Source organism: Corynebacterium sp. ACRPJ (assembly GCF_022347345.1).
In the GTDB taxonomy this organism is placed as follows: domain Bacteria; phylum Actinomycetota; class Actinomycetes; order Mycobacteriales; family Mycobacteriaceae; genus Corynebacterium; species Corynebacterium tuberculostearicum_D.
In genome coordinates, this window is record NZ_JAKRNC010000001.1 from 154,902 (window position 1) to 178,977 (window position 24,076).

Genomic DNA, 24,076 nt, shown 5'->3' on the forward strand with positions numbered 1-24,076 from the left:
TTGGGCTATAGACTCGATGTCAACACAGCTTCAAGGTGGTGGCAGCGATGAGCGAGATTGAACCCTCTCTTCTGCTCGCGCATGCCCGCACCATTGCCCGCGATAATGACGTGTCCTGCTGGGCGCTGCCTACTGGCGAGCTTCTCGTTCCGCATGCGGCCGGTGGCTCCACCTTCATCTTTATAGACCAGCTGGAAGAACCAGTGCTCCACCTGCACACCAGCCCCCGCGGCGGCGTCGATCTCAGCGAGATCTCCGAGCTCGCACACCTAGCCAACGAGTGGAACCACGATTGCCTCTCCCCGGCCGTCGTGGTTGATTATGACCAGCCTGACTGCGTGAGCGTGTCCGGCCATAGCTATCTGCCTGCCGATACCTCCCCCAGCCGCGAACAGCTCGCGGCATTCCTCCTACCGGCGCTGCGCAATGCGGAGGTCCTCATGGATCTGCTCGCCCAATCCCATCCCGGCCTCGTGCGCGAAGCCTCACCGGAGCTTGCCCCGCTTGCCGACGCCCCCTTGGAACCCTTCACCCTCGACAGCCTGTCCGAGATCCTGCCGCTTATTGGCATCCAGCGCTTCCAAAGCGACGGCGCCACCGCCATCTACGCCTGGGTCAATGATGTCCTTTTCGCCTTTGCACTGGACAATGGCCCCAGCCTCATTATCAAGGGGCATTGGGACCCCAGCCTGGACGAGGCGGAATTTACCCGGCTTTTTCTCATTTGCAATGACTGGAATCGCGCCCACCACGGCGCCGTGGCATTTTGCCACCACACCTCCGAGGGCCTACAAGTGCGGATGGATGCCGCCACCATTACCGCCGCGGGACTTACCCGGCCGCAACTATTTAGCGCCATCGGCCGCGGACTCAAGCACATCCTGCACGGCATCGATGACATCGCGCACGAAGTAACCGGCGCCTCCCCCGTCGAATGGCCCTAGACGCGCACATCACCAATCTTCATCGGCGCTGACAAAGGCCGTGGACCAATAGGCAAACATCGCCATAAAGGGCGCTACCGCCCACGAGATAGCCGGGGAGAAATTCGGCGCAAACTCTACGACTTCCCCTGGGTTTTCTGGCGGATGCGTGGCGGTGACCCCGCCAAAGACATAAAACGACGCCGCCCCAGCCAGGGCACACACGCCGACCCACAGGAGCATCGACAAGCCCCGCCCCTGCCGGCGGAGATACGCGCCCAACCCCAAGAACAAACCAAGCAGGCCGGTAATGAGGGCAAAGGTAATAAAGGCGATGAACTGAACGCTTCCCATCGCATCGATGGCATAGCCACCATCGTCTACCTCATGGCCGGTAAGCGTCGGCCGGAAAAGCCCCCACAGCGCACCGGCCACGCCATACACCAGGAGCGCACACGCGAGTAACCCCGCACCAAAACCTAGGGTGCGGGGTAACCGGCGCTTTAACAGAGCCAACTTAGTTACAGAAGGTCCAGTTGCCGTTCTCTCGACGGAAGCGGACCGTGGAGGTCTCGGTGCCCTCGGAGTTGGACACGCTCACGGTTGCAGAAGCATCGTCGCCATTGACCACAACGTCGTTGACGGACTGCAGCTTGGTCGACTGCGGGATGGACTCCAACTGGCTAGCGAACTTCTCTACCTCGGCGTTGCCACCGCCCTGCTGGCGCATGGTGTTGGCATACTCGGCGAAGGACTGGTTCGGCAGGCTATCGACGTACTGCTGGTACTGGCCGAACTCCTGGGACTGCTCATCGCGGACTGCCTGGCAGGCGTGCTGCGGCATGTAGTTGAAGTATTCCTTCACGTTATCGATCTCGTGCTGGCCGCGAACCAGCTGCTCGATGGCCTGCTTATCGCCATCATTAGCGTCCTGGCCGCCTTCGATCGGCTTGATATCCTTCGCGCCAGCGAAAGGATCTTCACCATTGTTCAGCGGGTTAGCCAGCTGATCTGGCCCCTCGCCAGCGCCGTCCTCGCCCTCCTGGCCTTCTGCGCCTGCGGCGGCGTCCTTGTTTTCGCCGTCCTTATTCTGATCCTTTTCTTTTTCCTTGTCCTTATCTTTGTCTTTGTCTTTGTCCTTGTCCTTGGACTTATCGGCATCTTTGTCCTCGGATTTATCTGCAGACTTATCCTCAGAAGACTTGGATGCCGTGGTGGCGGCAGCCTTCTTGGAATCGTCATTGTCATCCGAACCACACGCAGCCAAAGCCAGCGGGGTAACCAGCGCAACTGCGATGAGGGACTTCTTTGCAGGGGTCAAAAAGGACAAGGGAAAGCTCCTGAATCAATCTTGCGAATGTGAAGCCACCCCAAGGGCGGCCTCTTATTTGTCTTCGCAATACTAACAACCCGACGATGGAAATGACATTGAGACTCCGTTAAAAGAACCTGTGAACTACCGTCCCGCCCGGCCAAGTCCGTACAATTGCCAAGGTGCACATAAACCGCGAGAGTATTATCGACGCCGCTCTTTCCCTGCTTGATACCTACGGGCTTGGCGACGTCACCATGCGCCGCGTTGCTTCCTCCCTCGGCGTCGCCCCCGGCGCGCTCTACTGGCACATTGCCAATAAGCAAGCGCTCATTGCAGCCCTAGCGGAAGACATTACCTCCCCCGTTTCTGGGGAGTCGCTCGAGGATATCAGCCTCAATCTTCGTGATTTGCTGCTCGCCCGCCGCGACGGCGCCGAGGTAGTCATTGCCGGCCTCTCCCTCCCGCAGGCTCCTGCCTGGGACCGCCTCTTGGCGGCCTTCACCGCTGCCGCCACGCGCAGCACCCTCGCTGCCGACAGCGCCCACCGCGCTGCCGCGCTCTCCGCCATTCACCTCGTGCTCGGCGCCACCTTGATGGAACAGTCCCAACGCCAGCTTGCAGAAACCACCGGCGAGACTCCCGCCGCAGACTATCGCGCAGACCTCATTCGCGGCGTACGCATTATTAACGCTGGACTTACACACGGCGCCGGCGCCTAGAAAGTGGTTATGCTCGTGGGCATGAACACTCCCGCCATGGACGCAGTCCCCACGCCCACCGAGCGCTACGGCCGCCAAATCTGGCCCGGCAAACCCACCCCGCTGGGATCCACCTTTGACGGATCCGGCACCAACTTTGCTCTGTTTTCCGAGGTAGCCGACAAGGTCGAGCTCTGCCTCATCGACAAAGAAGGCACCGAGGAACGCATCGAAATGTCGGAGGTCACCGCCCATGTGTGGCATATTTACCTCCCCAATGTCACCCCTGGCCAGCGCTACGGCTACCGCGTCTATGGCCCCTATGAACCAGAAAACGGCCTGCGCTGCGACCCTTCCAAGCTCCTTGTAGACCCCTATGCCCGGGCGTTCGACGGCGAATTCGACGGCGATGCTTCCCTCTACTCCTATGACATCCATGCTGAGGAACCCGGCACCGGCCGCAACGAAGAAGACTCGCTGGGCCACACCATGCTGTCTGTGGTCATCAACCCCTTCTTTGACTGGCGCAGCGACCACCGCCCCCATATTCCCGATAACGAAAAGGTTATCTACGAAACCCATGTCAAGGGCATGACCATGACCCATCCGGACGTGCCGGAAGAGCTCCGCGGCACGTATGCCGGCATGGCCCATCCCGCCGTCATTAACTACTTCAAAGAGCTTGGCGTTACCACCGTTGAGCTCATGCCCGTCCACCAATTCCTGCAGGACGATCGTCTGCGCAACCTGGGGCTGCGCAACTACTGGGGCTATAACACCTTCGGCTTTTTCGCCCCGCACCATGACTATGCCTTTGCCAAGAAGCCGGGCGAGGTGGTCTCCGAATTCAAGACCATGGTTCGCGCCTTCCACGAGGCCGGCATCGAGGTCATCCTCGACGTGGTTTATAACCACACCGCCGAGGGCAATCACATGGGCCCGACCATTGCCTTCCGCGGCATCGACAATGGCGCCTACTATCGCCTCGTCGAGGGCGATGAGGCCCACTACATGGATTACACCGGCACCGGCAATTCCCTCAATGTCCGCCACCCGCACTCGCTGCAGCTGATTATGGATTCGCTGCGCTACTGGGTTACGGAGATGCGCGTCGATGGCTTCCGCTTCGACCTGGCGGCGACGTTGGCGCGGGAGCTTGACGACGTCGATAAGCTCGCTACTTTCTTCGACCTAGTACAGCAAGATCCCATTGTCAGCCAGGTTAAGCTCATCGCCGAGCCCTGGGACATCGGCCACGATGGCTACCAAGTGGGCAATTTCCCGCCGATTTGGAGCGAATGGAACGGCAAGTACCGCGATACCGTGCGCGATTTCTGGCGCGGCGAGCCCGCTACCCTGGGTGAATTCGCCTCCCGCTTGACCGGCTCTTCGGATCTCTATGCCGATAATGACCGCCGCCCCACCGCCTCCATCAACTTCATCACCGCTCACGATGGCTTTACCCTGCGCGATCTTGTTTCCTATAACGACAAGCACAACGAGGCCAATGGCGAGGACAACCGCGACGGCGAATCTTTCAACCGCTCCTGGAACTGTGGCGAGGAAGGCCCCACCGATAACGACGATATCCGCAAGCTGCGCCGCCGCCAGGCCCGCAACTTCCTGACCACTCTCCTGCTCTCCCAGGGCACTCCTATGCTTTCGCACGGCGATGAATTCGGCCGCACGCAGGACGGAAATAATAACGTCTACTGCCAGGACAACGAGCTGTCGTGGATGGACTGGTCCATGCTGGAGGAAGAAAAATCCGCCGCAATGCTGGGCTTTACCAAGCGCGTGCTGTCCATTCGCAACCACCACCCCGTCTTCCGCCGCAAGCGTTTCCTCGCCGGCGGCCCGCTCGGCGCGGACGTCAAGGAACGCGATATCGCCTGGCTGGTTCCTTCGGGCCGCCTGATGACCCAGGACGACTGGGACCACGACTTCGGCCGCGCCCTCATGGTCTACCTCAATGGCAATGCGATTACGGAAACGACCGCCCGCGGCGAGCGCATCACCGATGATTCCTTCATCATGATCTTCAACTCCCACGACGGCGAAATCGAGTTCACCCTGCCCACCAAGGATCTCGGCGCCACGTGGCGGCTGATGGTCGATACCGCCGATTCCGGCGGCTACCCCGCGGAGGAAACCCTCATTGAGGCAGAGGGTACGATCACGGTGCAGCCGCGTTCAACGCTGATTCTGCGTCAGATTGAACCGCCCGTTTTCGATTCCTAGAGAAAGGCCCCTCGTGTCATTTCCCGCGCACGGCGCACTCATCGATGTCACAGCGGATAAACTCGTGCTCCACCGCACCCTGCTGGCTACCAGCCTCGGCGCCTCCGCCACGCAGGATATCCCGCTTGAGTCCATCGACACCGTGCGCGTGAGTGAACCGACTGCCACCGGCTTCGGCGCCCTCGACCTGGGCGCCGCCGGCACTATCGCCTTCGCCCCGCACCAAGACCCGCAGGCAGTCGCCCGCGCCATTTCCGCCGCACAGCGGGGCGAAGCACCCTCTTCCGCCGCCACCATCCCCGGCCTTGATTTCATTGCCGTGGACGTGGAAACGGCCAACGACAACTGGGGCTCTATCTGCCAAATTGGCGCGGTGCGCTTCCGCGACGGCCAGGAGACCGACTCCCAGTCCTGGCTGTGCACTCCTCCACCAGGCCTAGAGCACTTTGCCGATATCAACGTCTCCATCCACGGCATTACCGCGGACGATGTGAAAGGGGCGCCGGCATTTGCCGACGTCGCCAAGGAGCTCTTCGATTTCCTCGGCGGCGACGTGCTTGTCGCCCACAACGCCCAGTTCGATTCCACCGCACTGCGCTCCGGCCTCCTTACTGCCGGTGCCGAGGTGCCCACCGTGCCGCTGGCCTGCTCCCTCGCGCTGTCCCGCGATGCCTCCAAGGCCAAGGTTATTTCGGTGCGCAACCACAAGCTGCCCACCGTCGCCGCCCACCTGTCTGCGCCGGACTTCAGCCACCACGACGCCACCGAGGATGCTCGTGCGGCCGGCGAAATCATCGCCCGTTTGGCCGAGCGCTTCGGGCACACCGGCAGCATCCGCGATCTATTCACCGCACGCGAATTCACCTTGGGCCGCCTCGATTCCGAGGCCATTCTGCCCGTCCTGCGCGCCCACACCGCCCCCACCTCCGGCGCGGACCTCGGCGCAGGGACTGACTTCCGCGACCAGACCCGCGCAGCCGGTGCCAAGAAAAAGAAGCCCAGCGGTCCTGCCCCCTGGCAGGCCGTTGCCACGCCAGACACTATCCCAGAGCCCAACCCAGACGCCGACCCGGAAGGCGCACTCTACGGCCAGCATGTCACCCTCACCGGTGATTTTGAGCCCTACGATAAGGGCGTGCTGTGGCAGGGCATCGCCGAGCGCGGCGGCCAAGTGGCAAAGAACGTCACCAAAAAGTCCACCCTGCTCATCGTGGGCGAATGGGCCAAGAAAACCTCCAAGGAAAAGCGCGCGGAGGAGCTGCAGGCCAAGGGCCAAGAAATCGACATCTGGCCGGCCGATAAGCTCTTTGCTGAGCTGCAGCTCGACGCAGAGCCGCCCTTCTAGGCCCACCCAGGGAACCAAACGGCGGTTTCTCCAGTCCAATAAAGGCGACCGCACCCTACCGCCGCACTGGAGAAACCGCCGTGACCGTCGCCCTGCGCCCGCCTCGCCCCACCACCGCAAACCTGCTGCCTGCGCTCTTTGCCCGTTCCTGGCTGAAAGAGCAGCGGCTTTCTGACGACGGCTTCTGCGACTCCCTCGCCACCATCCAGCTCTCCCCGAGCTTATCCATGGCGCTGGTCTTTCCCGGCAAGCAGACCTTTCGCCGGCTCAGCCACCGCGGCCTCGCGGACATGGATATCTCCGCGCGCCGAGCATGGAACCACGCCTCCCATAACCTGCAGCGCGCCGCCCTCGATTCGCAAGGGTTGCGTTTTTGGACCCGCCCCGCCGCCTGCGCGCTGCCTTCCGCCGCCCGTTTCGGTGGCTTGCAAGTCCGCTCCCACGGCGCACCGATTTCCTCCTGGATTGCCCACCCAGAGACCTTTACCGTGCTGGACAAGCACATGCGCCGACTCCTGCGATCGCACTCCCTGACCTACCTAGTTCCGGACTCCGCCACGCTCTTTGCCTTTGCCCACCTGCCGGATACCTATGCCCGCCAGCTGGCCGCCGATGCCGTAGCGCGCGTACCCCGCCATCGCACCGTGCTCCACCCACGGCCGCTAGTATGGTCTAACGGATTCCCGCGGGAGTTATGAAAGGAGCACCATGCCGGAAAGTAGGATGTCGCGGCTAAGCAACCAGTACCACGACTGGGCGCGCAGCCACCCCACCGCCGCGGTGGACTTCCGCACCGCCATCGAGGACCTCCTCAATGACGCCGGCATCATCTTTGACCGCGTGTCTACCCGCGTCAAAACCTGGCCCTCGCTGAAGGCGAAGGCCAAAAAGCGCCGCGAGAACGGCGAGTTTGTCTATCCCCAGCCGTGGGACGAGATTCACGACGTCATGGGAGTGCGCGTCACCCTGTATCACTCCACCGCAATTCCAGAGGCGCTAGACGTTTTCGGTGAATCCTTTAAGGTTGAACGCTCCGTAGACAAGGCGGCCGAAACTCGCATCTCTGGTGGCTTTGGCTACGGCTCCCACCACCTGGTGCTTACCGTGACCGAAGATAGCGCGGCTGCGATGGAAGAGCTCGCCGCCTACGTGGGATGGACCTTTGAGGTGCAAATTCGCACCGTCCTGCAGCACGCGTGGGCGGAGTTTGAGCACGATATCCGCTATAAGCAAGGACCGAACCCACCGTCACCTGAGGTAGATCGTCTCTTTACCTTGGCCGCGGGGCTTATCGAGCTCGCCGACCAGCAATTCGATGAGATTGCCGCGCTCAAGGCCCCCGATACAGAAACCGACAAGGACGTCGAGCTTACCGCCGAGACCCTGCCGGGCGTGCTCGCCATCATCTTGGGCAATCGCTTCCCGCTCTCACGCTCGGAGCACTACCGCTTCTTGGCGGAGCTATTGGAGCAAAACGGCGTGCGCCACTTAGGCCAGCTTGAGCAGCTGCTGGATGATACCGCCATTGCCCACGTCCACGACGCCATGCGCTACCGTTTCCGCCCCGGCCAGGTGCGGCTTATCGACGACCTCCTGCTCAACAAGTTTGGCAAACAACACATCGAGGCCACCGCCGAATCCGGCGACCGCCCAGGCCGCAAGCGGCGGCTTACTGCGCGCCTGAAAGCCCTACGCGCCGCCCACTAGCCGCGCAGGATTTTCGGCAACTTACCGGAAACCGCCGCGGAATTTCTCCATATCGCGGCGCTCCTTCTTCGTCGGCCGACCGGCGCCGCGCGGGCGCACGGGAACCGACGGCAGAAACTCCTTGGGCGGCGGCGGTGGCGCGTGGTCCGTATAGCAGGTGCGCGCGACGGGCGCGCCGACGCGCTTAGCGACGGTCGCTAAAACCTCGAGGTCATGCTCATGGTGGTTGCGCCATACGCGCACGCGGTCGCCAGGCACCACCTGTTGGGAAGGCTTGACGGCCTCGCCGTTGATCTTCACGTGCCCGGCGCGCACGGCGGTCGCGGCCGCGGATCGGGTTTTAAACATGCGAACGGCCCACACCCAGGCATCGATCCTGACGGGGCGGCCGCTAGGTTGCGGTACCGGCATCTAGTACTGGTTGTGGTTCTCGTTGACGATTTTCTGGATCTTCAGCCAGTTATAGCCGCCACCTGCGACGGCGACGATGGCACCCAGTAGCATCCAAGCCCAGAAGTTAGCCGAAAGCACGCCGAGCACTACGCCCACACCAATGCCGCCGGCCACGCATACGACGGCATTGCGGGAGTGCTTGCGCACCTGCTGCTTGCGCTGCGCAATGGGGTTATTCGGTCGTTGCTGCATAGTCATGGTCAGGATCCTACCTCAACCCACGCGCTGCCGGCCTCTGCCGCTTCGAGCTGGCCCTGCGAGATCGCTGCCAGCGTAGCTTCCAGCTCGTCCAGCCCGCCTGGGCGCACGGCTAGCATAAAAGTCACCGCGGCCGCATAGGCGGTATCGATTATCTCATAGCCGCGCCCGCGCAGGTCCGCCTCTACCCGCCCGGCCGTCGCATGTGGGCACTCCACGGCATAAAGCTCCCGGCGCGCCCTAGTTACTGCGCGCACCTTCTCCATGGTCTCGCTCACCGCACCACCATAGGCGTGCACTAACCCGCCAGCGCCCAACTTGATGCCGCCGAAGTAGCGCACGACCACCGCGCACACATCGAGCATGCCGGAGCCCTTCACCACGTCCAGCATCGGCTTTCCGGCCGTACCGGAGGGCTCGCCGTCATCGGAAGAGCGCTCCACCGGGTTCGCACCATCAACGTGATAGACGTAGGCGGAACAGTGGTGGCGGGCGTCGGGAAAGCGGCTGCGGGCGGCGTCGATAAACGCGCGAGCCTCTTCCTCATTGGTGACGCGACCAATCAAGGTAATAAACCGGGAGCGCTTAATTTCAATTTCGTGTTCGACCTGGCCTACTGGGCGACGATAAGAATTCTGCATTAGGCCACGAGGAATTCGTACTCGGGGGTGCCGGGCTTAAGGTACTGCACCGAAATCTTGGATTCTCCCATGCGCTCTAGCAGGCCCTGGAGATCCTCGGCACGGCTAAGCTGCAGGCCCACCAGCGCAGCTCCCGTCTCGCGGTTATTGCGTTTGAGGTACTCAAAGAGCGTGATGTCATCGGTCGGGCCCAAAATCTCGTGCAAGAAATGGCGCAACTGGCCCGGCTCCTGCGGGAAATTCACCAGGAAATAATGCTTCAGGCCGCGGTGGACCAGGGAGCGCTCCATGATTTCGGCGTAGCGCAGCACATCGTTATTGCCGCCGGAAATTACGCACACCACCGTCGAGCCTGGTTCCAGGTCCAATTGGTGCAGGCCCGCCACCGAAAGTGCACCGGCCGGCTCCGCAATGATGCCCTCATTTTGATACAGGTTGAGCAAGTCCGTGCACACCGCGCCCTCGGACACGGTATCGAAGCTCAGGCGCTCGCGATTGGCCTGCAAAATCTCATAGGGCAGCGCGCCTAGGCGCTTGACGGCCGCGCCATCCACGAAGGGGTCGACCTCCTCCAGCGTCACCGGGCCGCCGTGGTCAAACGCCGCTCTTAGCGACGCCGCCCCCTCCGGCTCCATGCCCACCACCCGAGTCTGCGGCGCCATATCCGCCACATAGGAGGTGATGCCAGAAATCAGGCCGCCGCCACCCACAGGAACGACGATGGTATCGAGCGACTTGCCCTTGGCCGAAAGCTGCGCCAGAACCTCCGCCGCGACCGTGCCTTGCCCGGTGATGGTATCGCGGGCGTCGAAGGGCTCGATGAAGGTGGCGTCGCGCTCGGCGGCGTCGGCATGCGCCGCCGCGGCTGCCTCATCGAAGTTGGCGCCGACCACCACCAGTTCCACCTGGTCGCCGCCATGGACCAGGATGCGGTCGCGCTTTTGCATCGGCGTGGGCTCCGGCACAAAAATCTTGCCGGCAATGCCCATCGTGCGGCAGGCATAGGCCACGCCCTGCGCGTGATTGCCGGCCGAGGCCGTAACAATTCCCCGGCCGCGCTCCTCTTGGGGAACATTCGACATACCGTTTAACGCGCCGCGAATCTTATAGGAGCGCACGTCCTGCAGATCCTCCCGCTTGAGATAGACCTCGCAGCCCGTCTCGGCCGACAGCCGAGCGCAGTATTGCAGCGGAGTCGGGGCGATTTCCGAGCTAATCCGCGCCTGCGCCTGCTGGATATCGGATGCATGGATGGTCGAATCAGTCATGTCTTGACAGTCTACCCATTCACTGGAAATTCACTGTCCTTTAGTTGCAGCGTTACCTCCATCAGCAATAGTGGACATAACCACAAGAAAGGAATACTTATGCTCAAGCGCATCTCTCTCTGCGTTACCTCCTCGCTCGTCCTCGCCTGTGCCCCGGCCGCCCACGCCCACATCGTGGATAACGTGCTGGAGCACTCCGCCCCCAACGCGGCACTGCAGCTGACTCCCATCGGTTCCCATGAATCCGGCGTGCTGGGCAAATCCGCCGCCGAAATCGTCGCCTACCACGCTGCGTCCCAGCGCATCCTCACCGTCAATGCGCGCTCCGGTGAGGTCGATATCCTCGACGCCTCCGATCCCACTAAGCCGCGCAAGATCGGCGCCCTCTCCGCCGGCGGGGACAAGGAAATCAACTCCGTGGCCGTGCGCCCCGATGGCCTGGCCGTCGCCGCGGTACAGCAGGCGGACAAAACCGACAACGGCGAGGCGCTGTTCTTCAATGCCGAAACCGGCGAGGAGCTTGGGCGCGTAGGCGTTGGCGCCCTGCCCGATAACGTGCACCTCACCGCCGAAGGCCGCCACGCGCTGGTTGCCAACGAGGGCGAGCCTTCCGACGCCCTCAACGCCGAGGGCACCGCCTACCTCAAGGACCCAGAGGGCTCCATTTCCGTCATCAGCCTGCCCGAGGACGTCGCAGCGCCCGCGCTTGGCGACGTCCACACGGCCGATTTCACCGCCTTTGACACCGCCGACCTCGACCCCTCGATCCGTGTCTTCAGCCCCTCCGCGCACCACAACCTGCCCTCGCGGGACTTCGAGCCGGAGTACATCTCCTCCGCGGGCGGCAAGGCCTACGCCACGCTGCAGGAAAACAACGCCATCGCGGTCATCGATATCGAGTCCGCCACCGTGGAAAAGGTAATTCCCGCTCATATCGCGGACCACTCCCAGGTACCGGTGGATCCATCCAATAAGGATGACGTGGCGGAGCTGCGCACCATTCCGGTCAAGGGCCTGTCCATGCCGGACTCCATCGGCGCTTTCGAGACTGAAGGCCAGACCTATTTCGCCACCGCCAACGAAGGCGATGCCCGCGAGTGGGGCGGCTATACCGACGAAGTAGAGCTCAAGGACCTAGTAAAGGACGGCAAGGTCTGCGATGACCTCGAGCTTCCCGAGGGCATCGAGGATAAGAAGGTCGCCGGCAACCTCAAGCTCTCCAACGCTTCTGGCTGGAACGAAGAAAAGGAATGCTTCGACGGCCTGTATTCCTATGGCTCGCGCTCTTTTAGCATCTACGACGCCGAAGGCAACGTCGTCTTCGACTCCGGTGCGGACTTCGAGAACATCACCAAGGATATGCCCGGCCTGAACTTCAACGCTGATAACGAGGATCCGGATTTCGATGACCGCTCCGATAACAAGGGACCAGAGCCAGAAGCCTTGACCATCGGCAAGGTTGGCGATCGCACCTATGCCTTCATCGGCGCAGAGCGAGTGGGCGGCATCTTTGTCTACGACGTAACCACCCCCGCCGAGGCAAAGTTTGTCACCTACGTCAACAATCGCGATTTCTCCGTCGGCTACGACGAGGACGATGTCGCTGCCACCACCCAGGCCGGCGACCTCGGACCAGAGGGCCTAGCCTTCGTTCCCGCCGCAGATTCCCCCACCGAGGACGCCCTTCTCATCGCCGGCAACGAGGTATCCGGCACCACCACCGTGTTCTCCGTCAAGGACCTGCTTGCCGACGCCTCCGACAACGCCGACTCCCCTACCGCATCCGGCAGCTCCGACGGTTCCAGCAACAGCAGCAACGGCAGCAGCGTCGCCGCCGGCGTGGGCATCGTGGCTGGTTTGGTAGGTCTTGGCGCCCTGATTGGCGGGGCGCTGGCCTTCCTACCGAAGACCGTCGACGAGTTCTATGCACTGTTGCCGGCCCAGGTGCGCAAGCTTTTGCCATAGACCTTCCGGGGTTTACCTGCTAAATTATTTGAGGCTAATACCTCTCACTCTAAAGGAGAACCATGCGCAACCGTCTCAACACTTCGCTCGTCGCCGCCACCGCCGTGGCAGCGGGCCTCGTTGCACCAGCTACCGCTTCTGCCGCAGAAGATAAGCCGAAGGAGATTTCGGCTGAATGCCAGGCCGAGGTCGACAACGCCAAGGAAGAGCACCTCAAGAAGATTGAGAGCGGCGAGCTCGGATCTTCCGCCCGCACCCCGCAGGAGCTCATGCAGGGCCTGGCTAACGGCTACGGCTCTTCCGGAATGCCGAAGGAGCCGGACTGCGTGGCCGAGGAGGCAGAGGCGCACCAGATCGAGGCGCTCAAGAAGCTTCCCATCTGGGGTTCTTCCTCCCCAGAGAAGTTCCTCGAGGTCATGAGCTGGGTTACCGTGGCTACCAGCCTCGTTGCCGCGCTGCTGCAGGCCTTCACCATGGTTGCCAAGGTGAACCCCGCTGTGCTGGAGCCGATGAAGAATGCCCTCAAGCAGTTGGGCGTGCGCTTCTAAGCACTAAATAATTTAGCCGCTCCGGAACTCCGGAGCGGCTTTGTGCGTTTTAGAAGAGTTCGCGGGTAGCAATCTCCGCACCCTCGACCAAGGACTGCAACTTCGCCCAAGCAATCTGGGGGTGCAAGCGGCCGCCCAGACCACAGTCGGTCGACGCGATGACGTTTTCTGGGCCGACCACCTCGGCGAATTGGATGATGCGATCGGCCACGAGGCGCGGATGCTCTACCGCGTTGGTGGAGTGAGAGACCACGCCCGGGTAAATCACAGTGCCTTCCGGCAGCGCATGGTCCTGCCACACGCGCCACTCATGCGCGTGGCGCGGCGAAGCGGCCTCGAAGGAGAAACCGCCGACCTCGGCACGCAGGATTTCCTCGACGATATCCGCAAAGGGCACGTCGGTAACGTGCGGGCCGTGCCAGGAGCCCCAGCAGATATGCAGGCGCGTTTGTTCCTTGGGCAGGCCAGAGATGGAGTCATTGAGCACATCGATGCGCTCGCGAATGAAACCGCGGAAGTCTTCCACCGACGGCTCCGGGTTGATTTGGTCCCAAGCCTCGGCCAGGTCGGGTGCGTCGAATTGCACAGTCAGCCCAGCATCGGTGATGGCCTGATATTCGGTGCGCATAGCGCGGCCGACGTCGGCAAGCAGCTCATGCTCATCGTCGTAGTAGCGGTTGGTCAGGCGCGCTGCCGAGCCGGGTGAAAGGGCGGCGATGAAGCCGGGGGTGCCGGTTGGGAGGGCGTCGGCAAGCAGGCGCACATCGGCGGCGACCTCGTCCTGGCCGATGTAGGTCACAGGGCCGGTGAACTCTGGGTTCGCCACCTTGGCGCGGCCGGTGAAGATGCCAGAATCCGGGTCATTATAGGCCTCAGAGAACAGCGCGCGGTCGCGGCGATCAATAAACGACGTCAGCCGCGGCTCACCCGGCTTGGAGCGCACCACCTCGGCCGATTCCCAGCGGTCGGTATCCGTCATCGTCAACCCGCCCAGGCGGCTAAACGAATAATTCCACCACGCGCCATAATCCACCGCGCCAGAGGTGATATGGCCGTACTCGCCCTCGTTAATGATATCGAGTCCGAGATCGAGCTGCCGCTTGACGACGTCCGCTACCGCAGCCTCCAAAATCCCCTGAAACTCCGCGGCCGGCAGCTCCCCGCGCTGCAGGTTGGCTTCCAGCAGCTCCGGGGTGCGCGGCAGCGAGCCGACGTGGGTGGTGCGAATCTTGTTCACCATCAGGTTTCCTCCATCGTTATAGACTGTGCTGTCTAGATTAGTGGAGGGCGCCTGCCGCCGCCGAGTTTAAATTCAGCCTAATATGCCCGCACCCATGGTGGCCTTGAGGTCGCCCATGAGGTTGCCGGATCGCTCCACGCGCAGGTGGTCGCCGAGGATCATGGTGGTGGACTCGGAGCCATCGACAAGCTCGAGGTACACATCCGACTCGCCCTGGTTTTTGAGCAGGACCTGCTTGAGGCGGGCAATATTTTCCATGGTGCACTGATCCGTGCGCATGGTCAGGCGCAGCGGCAGGCCGGCGCCACCGCCCGGGCCCAGCTCCGGCACGCGGATATCGGAGCAGAATAGCGAGCGGCGCTCATCGCGAACCTTCACGTTCACGCGCGCGAGGATGATATTGTCCTCCACAATCTGCGGGGCGACGAGCGAGTACACCTTGTTGAATACCAGGATTTCCACCTGCGCGCCGTTGTGGTCCTCCACCGTGACAATGGCCCACGGCGAGCCATCGCGCTTAGAGAAGCGACGATCCACGCCCGAAATGATGCCGCCGATGATGAGCTCTTGGCCGTTATGGACCTCGTCGTTGAGGATCTTGGTCAGCGGGGTATCCGTCTGCGCGGCCAGCGCCTCCTCGAAGCCATCGAGAGGGTGGCCGGAAACGTACAGGCCCAGCATTTCGCGTTCGAGGGCAAGTTCGTGTTTGCGATCCCAGTTGTCTTCTGGGATATCCAAGGCAAAGGCGTTGGAGGCCGCGTCGTCTTCTCCCCCGCCGATTCCAGCGAAGAGATCGAACTGGCCCTTATCCGCGGCCTTCTTGGTGGTTTGCACCGCATCCACCGCGTCCTCGTGGATGAGCATGAGGCCCTTGCGCGGGTGGTTCAAGTCATCGAAGGCGCCGGCCTTAATCAGCGCTTCTGTCACACGCTTAGTGCAGGCGGCGAGATCGATCTTGTCCAGGTAATCACTAAACGAGGTAAACGCGCCCTTGTCGTGGCGAGATTTGATGATGGATTCCACCACTTCCGAGCCGACATTGCGGATAGCGCCCATGCCGAAGCGGATATCCTCTCCTACCGCCTGGAAGTCCTCTTCGGACTCGTTGACGGACGGCGGTAGCACCTTGATGCCCAGGTGGCGGCAGTCCGAAAGGTAGATGGCGGACTTATCCTTTTTATCGCCCACCGAGGTCAACAGCGCGGCCATGTACTCCGGTGCGTAGTAGGCCTTGAGGTAGGCCGTCCAGAAGGACACCAGGCCGTAGCCTGCGGCGTGAGACTTGTTAAACGCGTAGGATGCGAAGGGCTCGATGGTGCCCCAGAGCGCGTCCATGGCGGACTTGGAGTAGCCGTTTTCTTGCATGCCGCCCCAGAACTTGTCGTACTGCTGGGCCAGCACTTCGGGCTTCTTCTTACCCATTGCTTTACGGAAGCCATCTGCCTCGCCGGCCGTGTAGTTGGCGACCTTCTGCGAGATACGCATGATCTGCTCCTGGTAGACGATGAGGCCGTAGGTCTCATCCAGGATTTCCTTGAGCGGCTCTTCCAGCTCCGGGTGAATTGGGGTGATTTCCTTGCGGCCGTTCTTGCGGTCCGCGTAGTCCCAGTGGGCGTTCACACCCATCGGGCCTGGGCGGTAGAGCGCAAGGGAGGCCACAATATCCTTAAATCCGGTCGGCTTCATGCGCTTAAGCAGCTCCTGCATGCCGCCGGAGTCGAGCTGGAAGACGCCCAGCGTATCGCCGCGCGAGAGCAGGTCATAGACCTTGGAAACCTTGGGGTCGTCGGCATGCAGCTGCTCCAAGTGGATTTCTTCGCCGCGGTTGCGCTTGATGTTTTCGATCGCATCGCCGATAACGGTGAGGTTGCGCAGGCCCAAAAAGTCCATCTTCAGCAGGCCGATGGCCTCGCAGGCTGGGTAATCCCAGCCGGTGATATAAGCGCCGTCGGCCGGGCGCTTCCACATAGGAATGTGGTCCATGAGCCGGACCGAAGCCATAATCACCGCACAGGCGTGCACGCCCGCCTGCCTGACGACGCCCTCCAAGCCCCGCGCCGTGTCATAAATCTTCTTCACGTCTGGGTCGGATTCCACCATCTGGCGGACCTCTGCGGCCTCGGAGTAGCGCTCGTGGTCCGGGTCCGTGATGCCCTTAAGCGGAATGTCCTTGGCCATGATCGCCGGCGGCAGCGCGCCGTTGATGCGGTCGGCCATCTGGAAGCCAGGCTGGCCAAAGTGCACCTTGGCCGAGTCCTTAATGGCCTGTTTGGTCTTCACCGTGCCGAAGGTAATCACCTGCGCCACCTTGTCCTCGCCCCAGCGCTCGGCCGCATAGGTAATCATTTCGCCGCGACGGCGGTCGTCGAAGTCGATATCGATATCGGGTGCGGACGGGCGCTCAGGGTTCAAGAATCGCTCGAAGAGGAGATCGTGCTCCAGCGGATCGATATTAGTAATGGTCAGCGCGTAGGCGACCAGCGCACCGGCCGCCGAGCCACGGCCCGGCCCCACACGAATGCCCACGGAGCGCGCGTGCTTAATGAGCTCGGCCACGATGAGGAAGTAGGACGGGTAGCCCTTCATCTCAATAACGGAGATCTCATACTTGGCGCGCTCGATATACTCTTCCGGAACGTCCTGGCCGGGGAAGCGCTTTTGCAGGCCCTCCATGACCTCGTGGGTGAGCCAGGAGGTTGGGGTGTGGCCCTCAGGGACGTCGGCAATAGGCATGCGATCGTGGGTGTGTTCTTCCCAGATCTCGCCGTAGTCCTGCACGCGCTCGGCAATCCACAGGGTGTTATCGCAGCCGTCTGGAATCATATCGTCCCAGGTCTCGCGCATCTGCGCGGCCGACTTAATGTAGTAGCCGGTGCCGCCGAACTTAAAGCGGTCCGGGTCCATGAACGTCTTGCCGGTCTGCACGCACAGCATCGCCTCATGCGCCGGCGCCTGGGACTCCAACACGTAGTGGCAGTCATTGGTCACCAGCGGCGGCAAGTCCAGCTTGCGGCCGATTTCTAGCAGGCCATCGCGCGTGCGCTTTTCGATGTCCAGCCCATGGTCCATCAACTCTAAAAAGAAGTTGTCCTTGCCGTAGATGTCCTGCCACATGGCCGCAGCCTCCAGCGCCTCGTTGAACTGGCCGAGGCGCAGGCGGGTCTGGACGTCGCCAGAGGGGCAACCGGTGGTGGCGATGATGCCGTCGGCATGCTCGGCGATGAGCTCGGCGTCCATGCGCGGCCACTTGCCCAACTGGCCCTCGTAGGAAGCCAGCGAAGACAAGGTAAAGAGGTTGCGCAGGCCGGTGGCATTCTCCGCGATCATCGTTTGGTGGAGGTAGGCACCGGACGCGGAGACGTCGTCGCGCTTTTGATCCGGCGTGCCCCACAGCACGCGCTTTTTATTGAAGCGGGATTCGGGCGCCATATACGCCTCGATGCCGATGATGGGCTTGACGCCGGCGCCGGTCATGCGGCGGTAGAAGGCATCAGAGCCATACATATTGCCGTGGTCGGTCATGCCGACGGCCGGCATTTCTTGGCGGACCACCTCGTCTGCCAGCATATCGACCTTGGCCATGCCGTCCAGCATGGAAAACTCGGTGTGGTTGTGCAGGTGGACGAAGGAGGAGTTTTTGGCCATGCGGCTCATCATAGCGGGGCGGTCAAAATGGGCTATTATTTTGTGATGCTCTACACGCTCGCCGCCTACATCATGTGGGGATTTCCCCGCGTTCTTCCCTCTCCTGCTGCCGGCTTCACCGCTGGAGATCCTGGCGCATCGCGTGTTGTGGACCGCGGTGTTGGTTACGGGATTTTTGTTCCTCAGCGGCCGGTGGCGCGAAATGGTGCGCATGGACAAGCGCACCTGGGGTTGGCTTGCGGCCGCGGGTGTATTCATCACGGTCAATTGGGGCACCTACGTGGTGGCGATTAATAGCAACCACGTGGCCGATGCGGCGCTGGGGTATTTCATCAATCCCCTAGTGTCGGTCGCCCTCGGCATGGTGTTTTTGAAAGAGCGGCTCCGCCCGTGGCAGGCCGGAGCGGTGGGCGTTGCGGCCATCGCGGTGCTGTACTTGACGTTCTTTACCGGCCAAGCGCCGTACATTTCGCTGTTGTTAGCCTTCAGCTTCGGCTTTTATGGGCTGCTCAAAAAGCAGGTCCGGGTGTCCTCGGCCGTCTCGGTCGCGGCGGAGGCGCTCGTGATGTCACCGCTGGCGGTGGGCTACATCCTATGGCTAGAAACAAGCGGCCAGGGCACCTTCGCCAGCGAGGGCGTCGGCCACGCGCTGCTGTTGGTCAGCGCCGGCTTGATTACCGCGCTGCCGCTTCTCTGCTTTGCGGAGGGCGCACGGACGCTGCGCTTATCGACGATCGGCATGCTCCAATACCTCACCCCCATCATGCAGATGCTGTGGGCGCTCTTTGTCACCCACGAGCACTTCTCGACGCACCGCTGGATCGGCTTCGGCATCATCGGCGTGGCGGTGGCTATCTACGTCGCCGACTTAGTGCGCATGGCTAGGAGCGCCTAAGTTCCTCGCGGGCGGCGCGGGCGCGGCGACGCGCCGCCTGTTCTTCTTCTGCGCGCAGCGCCCAGCGCGGCATCACCACGACGAGAAAGATGCCATAGGCACATACGATCCCGGAAAACACCAGCGTCATCGGGGTGCCGCCGGTGACAAGGCCGATTAAAAGCGCGATGCCGGAAACCACCACCGCGACCCACGCGGCGATATAGCCAAATTTGTAGTTGGGCATCCACTGCGAAAAGGGCTGGCGTGAGGACATAGGTCTAGTCTACGCGGTGGTCGTATTCGTGGGCCCGGTATCGACGAGGTCCGGTGGGGGCGGATCCCAAGGGTTAACCCAGCGAACGCCGCGGGCGGTGCGCTCGAAGCGGCCATTGCGCGGCGGGCCGGTGCGATGGTCGTCATTGCGGCCGTTGTGATAGGCGCAGGCGGTGGTGAGGTTCTTCGCATTGGTCCACCCGCCGCCGGCCCAACTGAAGATGTGGTGGACCTGGCACTCATCGGCAGGCTTATTACATCCCTTGACCGGGCAAGTGGGATTTTCCGCCGCGGCCATCATGAACTGCTTCCAGGTGGCGCCACGGCGCATGCGGTACAGGTTCACTGGGCCCTCTACGGGGTGGAGCAGGGTGACAAATCCCTCCTCGGCCAGCGCGCGCTGGGCCAATTCGGCACCCGTAACCTGCGCGCCATTGGTCATGGTCAACACTACATCGTCACTGCCATGGGCCACGCCAACCAACTTATCCAGTGGCACCACAACGTTAGTGCGCACGGTAGAGGTAGAGGCGCCGGTGCGGAAGAAGGAGGCGACGTCGGCAAGCGAGCCGGCATGCTGGTGCAACTCGGCGATGAGTGCGGACGGCCCAGTGATGGACAGCGTCCAGGGTTTGCCGGCGGCGCGGCGGCGCAACCGCACCCCCGGCTTGGGTTCGCGCGGCGCGCGCATCTCGCGCAGCTTCTTGCGGGCACGCCTTTCCATCTCCCGCGTATCGCACGCGATATGGGTGAGCTCGGCGCGCAGGGCCCAGGCGCGGGCTTGGGTGGGCGCGCGCCGCGCATGCTTTTCGATGACCTCCAGCGTCGGCAGCGAATGCCGGTTGCGGCGGGCCCCGTCCACCGCGCGGCGTTGGCGGCGGCGAAAGCTGGTGGTCCCGAAGTAGACCTGCGCGAGCTGCGCAATAGTGTCAGCCGTGGCATCGGGCATGCCAGCGGCGGTAAGGTCCGCGGCGGAGGCATCGGCGGCCTCGGCGAGGATATCCATCGCCGAGTTGAGCGCCGCGATATAAGCCCGAATGTGTTCCATGCCCTAGATGCTAAAAGCGCTGGGCGGCCACCGCGCGCCGCAGGGGCCAGGAGGGCGATATTAGCTGGGAGGGCGGATGGCGAAGCTGCCCCAGGCGGCGTCCGCGGGCGCGGGTTCGACGGCGGCGACGGAGGGGGTGGAGGCGACGTCGGCAAGCTGGGCGCCCGACCCCCACACCACGGCGGCGCTCACCGCGGTGGGGCGCTGCCCATAGGAGGCATCGATGCGGTCGAAGGCGCGCTGGATGACGGCGGCGCGATCCTCGCCGGCGGTGGGTTCGGGGACGGCGATAGGGGCGGTGGAGCCGATAAGGATGGCATCCATGCGCGGGGCCGCGGCAACGGCGGCCGCGGCGGCTACGGGTGGCAAATCCTCGTCGAAGGTGACAAGGGCGTAGGCAGGCGCGTCCGGAATGTCGCTTCCGGATACGCGCGCAATATACTCCGCGCGCGTCTCGCCATCCGGGCCGAGCTGATCGCCTTGTACTTGCGAAGAGGCCTGGGTCCCTAGGGCGCCGAAGAGGGCGAGCGCGGCCAAGAAAAGCACCGCAAGCACCGCCAGGGCCGCTAGCCGACGCCGCCGGTAGACCTTCCTCATCCCCGCAGAACCTCCAAAGCGTGCTCGAGATCGGCCGGGTACGGCGCTTCAATCTCGAACCACTTGCCGGTGCCGGGGTGGGTAAAGCCGAGCTTTACCGCATGCAGCCACTGGCGCTGGAGCCCAAGGCGCTTAGCCAGGTTGGGATCCGAGCCGTACATCGGATCGCCCACGCACGGGTGGCCGGTAGCAGACATGTGCACGCGGATCTGGTGGGTGCGACCGGTCTCCAGGTGCACCTCGATGAGGCTGGCCTCGCGGAAGGCCTCGATGAGGCTGTAGTGGGTGACGGCCGCTTTGCCGTCGTCAAGCACGGCGAATTTCCAGCCCGACTTGGGGTGGCGGCCGATAGGCGCATCGACGGTGCCCTCGATGGGATCCGGCAGGCCCTGCACCACGGCGTGGTAGGTCTTTTTTACGCTGCGGTACTTAAAGGCATGCTTAAGCGCGGAATAGGCGCGCTCCGAAGAGGCCACGACCATCACGCCAGACGTGCCCACATCGAGGCGGTGCACGATACCCTGGCGCTCGGTCGGCCCGGACGAAGCCACGGTATAACCGACCGCGCGCAGCCCACCAATCACCGTCGGCCCGTCCCAACCCACGCTGGGGTGTGCGGCCACGCCCACCGGCTTATGCACGCAGATGATATCGGCATCGCTGTAGAGCACGTCCATGCCCTCGACCAGCTCTTCGCGCGGCAGCAACGGCTTTTCTGGCTCCGGCAAAAGCACGGAGACCACGTTGCCGGAGGTCAACCGCTCGGACTTGCCCAGCTCTTGGGAATCGATGGTCACGCTGCCTTCGGCGCACAGCTGCGCGGTGGCGCTGCGGGACAGGCCAAGGAGCTTGGCCAGGGCGGCGTCGGCACGCATGCCTTCTAGGCCTTCAGGAATGGGGAAGCTGCGCATCTGCCTATTCATGCTCGGCCTTCCTTTCCTCCAGCACCATGGCGATGATGAACAGCACCACGCCGCAGGTAATGGCCGCGTCCGCAATATTGAACACGGCGAAAGAGCCGACCGAAATATAGTCCACCACGTGCCCGAACCAGAAGCCGGGGGCGCGGAAGATGCGGTCGGCGAAGTTACCCAGCGCGCCACCGGCAATGAGCGCTAGGCCCACCGCCTGGCCGGAGTGGGTAATGCGCGGGGCGGCAATGGCCACGCCGAGCACAAAGACCAGCTGGATGGTGGTAAAAAGCCACGTCGATCCCTCCCCGCCCATGGAAAAGGCGGCGCCAGGGTTAAAAAGCAGGGTAAACCGGAACCAGTCCCCAATGACCGGCAGGGGCTCGCCCTCCGTAAGGATGGAGAGCATTACTTGTTTCACGGTTTGGTCCACCAGCGCCACGGCGATGACAACCGCGGCGATAAGTCCTGTCTTGCTCCTTCGTTTTTGACTCACCCGCTCTATTCTAAACGGGAGCGTCCGGTATTTTGGTAAGCGTGTTTCGAGTCAAAGTTTTTGCAGCCCTGACCACAGCCGCCGTAGCGCTTACGGCGTGTTCCTATGAAAAGCCGGGACCCGCGGTAGAACAGCCCGTGGGCCTGACTATCGACGCCCCACGCGTAACCGTGGACAATCCCGGCACTGGGGAGAAAAAGCTCCTGGAATACCGCGATATCGACTCCACGCAGGACGTGAACTACCGCGTTACCGAGGGTTTTTCGCAGGACCTGCTCAAAAAGTCAGCGGCCGAGAAGTTTCAGGCTTCCGACGTCGAATCCACCACCACTACCCTGCCGCTATCGGCCAAGGTAGATAAGGCTAGCGAGGACGTCGAAGACCAGCTGCCGGCCACCCGCAATGCCTTTGTCACGGCCGGTGCGCCGGAAACTTCTGGCGACACCGACGTCTCCTCGGCCGAGGGATTTCAATTTGGCTGGCGCGGCCAAAATACCGGCCAGATGAATTCCTTGCGCCTTGCCGCACCCCAGGAGGCCACGGATGAAGCCCGTGGCTCCGTGGAACAGGCAATTATGAAGCTGACGGCCCTGCCCGTGGTTTTCCCCACCGAGGAGGTAGGCAAGGGAGCGAGCTGGACGGTGGATTCGCGCGTTACCGGCGAGTCCACCCTGCTGCAGACCACGCGCTATACGGTCGCTTCCATCGAGGGCGACCAGGTCAAGCTCAACGTAGAGGTAGAACAGCGGCCGTCGCTAGGCGCGCTGTCCTTTGAGGGCCAGGCCCAGGGCACGGAGTTGGAGGACAAGGAGCTCAAGGTTGTGGACTCCAGCACCCAGTCCAAGGGCAACATCACGGTGGACCTGAGCAAGCCGTTGCCCGTGGGCGGTGACGTATCTTTCGACACGAAGGTCATTTATGGCGCCGCCGGCTCGGAGCTGCGCGTGGTGCAGTCGAGCCTGACGGAGCTGAACTTTTCCTAATTACTCGGCCGGGGCTTCTACGGGGGCCTCAGCTGGGGCTTGCTCGGCGCCGGCAGCCGGGGCGTCGCCTTCAGCCGGGGCAGCGTCGCCCTCGGCCGGTGCCGGGGCGGGTGCAGAGGCACCGGCGCCGGTATCCGCGCACATCTCCGGAACCTGCTCCGGCGGCACGGTGTTTTGGATGAGGGTGCAAGCCCACGCCTTGGAGAGCTTCCAGGTGCCATCTTCGTACACGAACTCCACCTGGTCAGCGGTCTGCTGCTGGCCGTCAGCGGTAGTGAAGTTCACGGTGGTCAGCACGGACTGCGGGTCATAGCCCGGAAGTACGGGATCGACGACCTCGAACTCGGCGCCGGATTCCTGCTTGGACTGTGCCATGGTGTCAAAGATTTCCGGTGCGGTCTCGCCGCCCTGCACGGTGGCGGTCTTTTCCTGCTCAGAGGCGTTCGGATCGGTGGCCTTGGCCAAGATGGCGTTGAGGTCCGCCGGGGACGGCAGCGCTGGGGCGGCGGAATCGCCGTCGGAAGAGGCGGATTCCTGCGCCTCGGTGTTGGTGGCGGCGGTATCGTCCTGCTCGTCGTCGGAAGAGCAGGCGGCCAGGGCGGTGGCCGCGGTCAGTGCGAGGCACGCGGCGCTAAACTTGCGGAATTTCACTTCTAACTCCTCACGTCTGGGTTCTAAACTCCCATCAGTTTACAGCTGCACCA

23 protein-coding genes and 1 pseudogene are annotated in these 24,076 nt (G+C 62.7%); 10 read left to right on the plus strand and 14 right to left on the minus strand.

Annotated features, from left to right (window positions below; all coding sequences use genetic code 11):
• Positions 1–47: 47 nt before the first annotated feature.
• Positions 48–944, plus strand: coding sequence for a YbjN domain-containing protein (locus MHY08_RS00740; protein WP_239234755.1), 897 nt, complete (start codon positions 48–50; stop codon positions 942–944).
• A gap of 9 nt (positions 945–953) precedes the next feature.
• Here the strand turns inward: MHY08_RS00740 and MHY08_RS00745 are convergent, their stop codons facing one another.
• Together MHY08_RS00745 and MHY08_RS00750 are read right to left on the minus strand one after the other, a co-directional pair.
• The gene (locus MHY08_RS00745; RefSeq protein ID WP_225746752.1) at positions 954–1,358 is read right to left on the minus strand and encodes a hypothetical protein; all 405 of its coding nucleotides are present in this window, start codon (positions 1,356–1,358) and stop codon (positions 954–956) included.
• An 82-nt stretch (positions 1,359–1,440) separates the two neighbouring features.
• Positions 1,441–2,253: a hypothetical protein gene (locus MHY08_RS00750; protein WP_239193187.1), complete on the minus strand. Its 813-nt coding sequence runs from the start codon at positions 2,251–2,253 to the stop codon at positions 1,441–1,443.
• 164 nt (positions 2,254–2,417) lie between these two features.
• On the opposite strand from MHY08_RS00750, the gene MHY08_RS00755 reads away from it, so the two are divergent.
• From MHY08_RS00755 to MHY08_RS00775, 5 genes are all read left to right on the plus strand, one after another.
• Positions 2,418–2,957, plus strand: coding sequence for a TetR family transcriptional regulator (locus MHY08_RS00755; protein ID WP_239193189.1), 540 nt, complete (start codon positions 2,418–2,420; stop codon positions 2,955–2,957).
• A 21-nt stretch (positions 2,958–2,978) separates the two neighbouring features.
• Positions 2,979–5,177, plus strand: coding sequence for a glycogen debranching protein GlgX (glgX, locus tag MHY08_RS00760; RefSeq protein WP_239193191.1), 2,199 nt, complete (start codon positions 2,979–2,981; stop codon positions 5,175–5,177).
• A 13-nt stretch (positions 5,178–5,190) separates the two neighbouring features.
• Complete coding sequence (locus MHY08_RS00765; protein ID WP_239234757.1) at positions 5,191–6,522, plus strand: exonuclease domain-containing protein; 1,332 nt, start codon at positions 5,191–5,193, stop codon at positions 6,520–6,522.
• An 80-nt stretch (positions 6,523–6,602) separates the two neighbouring features.
• Positions 6,603–7,220: a hypothetical protein gene (locus tag MHY08_RS00770; RefSeq protein ID WP_239193195.1), complete on the plus strand. Its 618-nt coding sequence runs from the start codon at positions 6,603–6,605 to the stop codon at positions 7,218–7,220.
• A gap of 10 nt (positions 7,221–7,230) precedes the next feature.
• Positions 7,231–8,229: a GTP pyrophosphokinase family protein gene (locus MHY08_RS00775; protein WP_239193197.1), complete on the plus strand. Its 999-nt coding sequence runs from the start codon at positions 7,231–7,233 to the stop codon at positions 8,227–8,229.
• A gap of 21 nt (positions 8,230–8,250) precedes the next feature.
• Here the strand turns inward: MHY08_RS00775 and MHY08_RS00780 are convergent, their stop codons facing one another.
• Genes MHY08_RS00780 through ilvA form a run of 4 tightly spaced genes read right to left on the minus strand, consistent with a single transcriptional unit; the run spans position 8,251 to position 10,789 of the window.
• On the minus strand, positions 8,251–8,640 hold the full coding sequence (locus tag MHY08_RS00780) for an RNA-binding S4 domain-containing protein (RefSeq protein WP_239228150.1): 390 nt from the start codon (positions 8,638–8,640) through the stop codon (positions 8,251–8,253).
• Positions 8,641–8,880, minus strand: coding sequence for a hypothetical protein (locus tag MHY08_RS00785; RefSeq protein ID WP_204608410.1), 240 nt, complete (start codon positions 8,878–8,880; stop codon positions 8,641–8,643). It abuts the gene before it with no gap.
• Positions 8,881–8,882: 2 nt separating this feature from the next.
• The gene (locus tag MHY08_RS00790; protein WP_204608408.1) at positions 8,883–9,521 is read right to left on the minus strand and encodes a YigZ family protein; all 639 of its coding nucleotides are present in this window, start codon (positions 9,519–9,521) and stop codon (positions 8,883–8,885) included.
• Positions 9,521–10,789 carry a threonine ammonia-lyase IlvA gene (gene ilvA / locus MHY08_RS00795; RefSeq protein WP_239234759.1) on the minus strand — a complete coding sequence of 423 codons (1,269 nt, stop codon included), beginning with the start codon at positions 10,787–10,789 and terminating at the stop codon, positions 9,521–9,523. Before ilvA ends, MHY08_RS00790 begins: the two co-directional genes overlap by 1 nt.
• 99 nt (positions 10,790–10,888) lie before the next feature.
• Between ilvA and MHY08_RS00800 the strand changes: the two genes are divergently transcribed.
• On the plus strand, positions 10,889–12,754 hold the full coding sequence (locus MHY08_RS00800; RefSeq protein ID WP_239234761.1) for a choice-of-anchor I family protein: 1,866 nt from the start codon (positions 10,889–10,891) through the stop codon (positions 12,752–12,754).
• Positions 12,755–12,816: 62 nt separating this feature from the next.
• Positions 12,817–13,302 carry a hypothetical protein gene (locus MHY08_RS00805; protein WP_239234763.1) on the plus strand — a complete coding sequence of 162 codons (486 nt, stop codon included), beginning with the start codon at positions 12,817–12,819 and terminating at the stop codon, positions 13,300–13,302.
• Between the two features lie 49 nt (positions 13,303–13,351).
• Here the strand turns inward: MHY08_RS00805 and MHY08_RS00810 are convergent, their stop codons facing one another.
• Together MHY08_RS00810 and dnaE are read right to left on the minus strand one after the other, a co-directional pair.
• Positions 13,352–14,542, minus strand: a complete 1,191-nt coding sequence (locus tag MHY08_RS00810; protein ID WP_239193209.1) for a cobalamin-independent methionine synthase II family protein — start codon at positions 14,540–14,542, stop codon at positions 13,352–13,354.
• Positions 14,543–14,614: 72 nt separating this feature from the next.
• Positions 14,615–18,187: a DNA polymerase III subunit alpha gene (gene dnaE / locus MHY08_RS00815; RefSeq protein ID WP_239193211.1), complete on the minus strand. Its 3,573-nt coding sequence runs from the start codon at positions 18,185–18,187 to the stop codon at positions 14,615–14,617.
• 45 nt (positions 18,188–18,232) lie between these two features.
• Between dnaE and rarD the strand changes: the two are divergent.
• Positions 18,233–19,082, plus strand: a pseudogene (gene rarD, locus MHY08_RS00820) (EamA family transporter RarD).
• Here rarD and MHY08_RS00825 read toward each other — a convergent pair.
• The 5 genes from MHY08_RS00825 to lspA are packed head-to-tail and all read right to left on the minus strand — an operon-like array spanning position 19,069 to position 22,389.
• Positions 19,069–19,338: a permease gene (locus MHY08_RS00825; RefSeq protein WP_204608396.1), complete on the minus strand. Its 270-nt coding sequence runs from the start codon at positions 19,336–19,338 to the stop codon at positions 19,069–19,071. The pseudogene rarD and the gene MHY08_RS00825 overlap by 14 nt on opposite strands.
• 9 nt (positions 19,339–19,347) lie before the next feature.
• On the minus strand, positions 19,348–20,385 hold the full coding sequence (locus MHY08_RS00830) for an HNH endonuclease signature motif containing protein (RefSeq protein ID WP_239234765.1): 1,038 nt from the start codon (positions 20,383–20,385) through the stop codon (positions 19,348–19,350).
• 60 nt (positions 20,386–20,445) lie between these two features.
• Positions 20,446–20,982 carry a hypothetical protein gene (locus MHY08_RS00835; RefSeq protein ID WP_239234767.1) on the minus strand — a complete coding sequence of 179 codons (537 nt, stop codon included), beginning with the start codon at positions 20,980–20,982 and terminating at the stop codon, positions 20,446–20,448.
• Positions 20,979–21,905, minus strand: a complete 927-nt coding sequence (locus tag MHY08_RS00840) for an RluA family pseudouridine synthase (RefSeq protein ID WP_239234769.1) — start codon at positions 21,903–21,905, stop codon at positions 20,979–20,981. The genes MHY08_RS00835 and MHY08_RS00840 overlap by 4 nt, the downstream gene beginning before the upstream one ends.
• Entirely contained in the window at positions 21,898–22,389 is a 492-nt protein-coding gene (gene lspA, locus MHY08_RS00845) for a signal peptidase II (protein ID WP_370658403.1), read from the minus strand. The genes MHY08_RS00840 and lspA overlap by 8 nt, the downstream gene beginning before the upstream one ends.
• Positions 22,390–22,430: 41 nt before the next feature.
• Here lspA and MHY08_RS00850 point away from each other — a divergent pair, with 41 nt between their 5' ends.
• Entirely contained in the window at positions 22,431–23,372 is a 942-nt protein-coding gene (locus MHY08_RS00850; protein WP_005324555.1) for a hypothetical protein, read from the plus strand.
• Here the strand turns inward: MHY08_RS00850 and MHY08_RS00855 are convergent, their stop codons facing one another.
• Positions 23,373–24,023, minus strand: a complete 651-nt coding sequence (locus tag MHY08_RS00855) for a hypothetical protein (protein ID WP_049377625.1) — start codon at positions 24,021–24,023, stop codon at positions 23,373–23,375.
• Positions 24,024–24,076: the final 53 nt, after the last annotated feature.

Bases quoted from the DNA above. Each gene is read 5' to 3' on its own strand.
- MHY08_RS00780 (WP_239228150.1), bottom strand. From the start codon at position 8,640: ATGCCGGTACCGCAACCTAGCGGCCGCCCCGTCAGGATCGATGCCTGG.
- MHY08_RS00775 (WP_239193197.1), top strand. From the start codon at position 7,231: ATGCCGGAAAGTAGGATGTCGCGGCTAAGCAACCAGTACCACGACTGG.
- MHY08_RS00800 (WP_239234761.1), top strand. From the start codon at position 10,889: ATGCTCAAGCGCATCTCTCTCTGCGTTACCTCCTCGCTCGTCCTCGCC.
- MHY08_RS00790 (WP_204608408.1), bottom strand. From the start codon at position 9,521: ATGCAGAATTCTTATCGTCGCCCAGTAGGCCAGGTCGAACACGAAATT.
- MHY08_RS00840 (WP_239234769.1), bottom strand. From the start codon at position 21,905: ATGAATAGGCAGATGCGCAGCTTCCCCATTCCTGAAGGCCTAGAAGGC.
- ilvA (WP_239234759.1), bottom strand. From the start codon at position 10,789: ATGACTGATTCGACCATCCATGCATCCGATATCCAGCAGGCGCAGGCG.
- dnaE (WP_239193211.1), bottom strand. From the start codon at position 18,187: ATGGCCAAAAACTCCTCCTTCGTCCACCTGCACAACCACACCGAGTTT.
- MHY08_RS00785 (WP_204608410.1), bottom strand. From the start codon at position 8,880: ATGACTATGCAGCAACGACCGAATAACCCCATTGCGCAGCGCAAGCAG.
- MHY08_RS00835 (WP_239234767.1), bottom strand. From the start codon at position 20,982: ATGAGGAAGGTCTACCGGCGGCGTCGGCTAGCGGCCCTGGCGGTGCTT.
- MHY08_RS00830 (WP_239234765.1), bottom strand. From the start codon at position 20,385: ATGGAACACATTCGGGCTTATATCGCGGCGCTCAACTCGGCGATGGAT.
- glgX (WP_239193191.1), top strand. From the start codon at position 2,979: ATGAACACTCCCGCCATGGACGCAGTCCCCACGCCCACCGAGCGCTAC.
- MHY08_RS00825 (WP_204608396.1), bottom strand. From the start codon at position 19,338: ATGTCCTCACGCCAGCCCTTTTCGCAGTGGATGCCCAACTACAAATTT.
- MHY08_RS00740 (WP_239234755.1), top strand. From the start codon at position 48: ATGAGCGAGATTGAACCCTCTCTTCTGCTCGCGCATGCCCGCACCATT.
- MHY08_RS00805 (WP_239234763.1), top strand. From the start codon at position 12,817: ATGCGCAACCGTCTCAACACTTCGCTCGTCGCCGCCACCGCCGTGGCA.
- MHY08_RS00810 (WP_239193209.1), bottom strand. From the start codon at position 14,542: ATGGTGAACAAGATTCGCACCACCCACGTCGGCTCGCTGCCGCGCACC.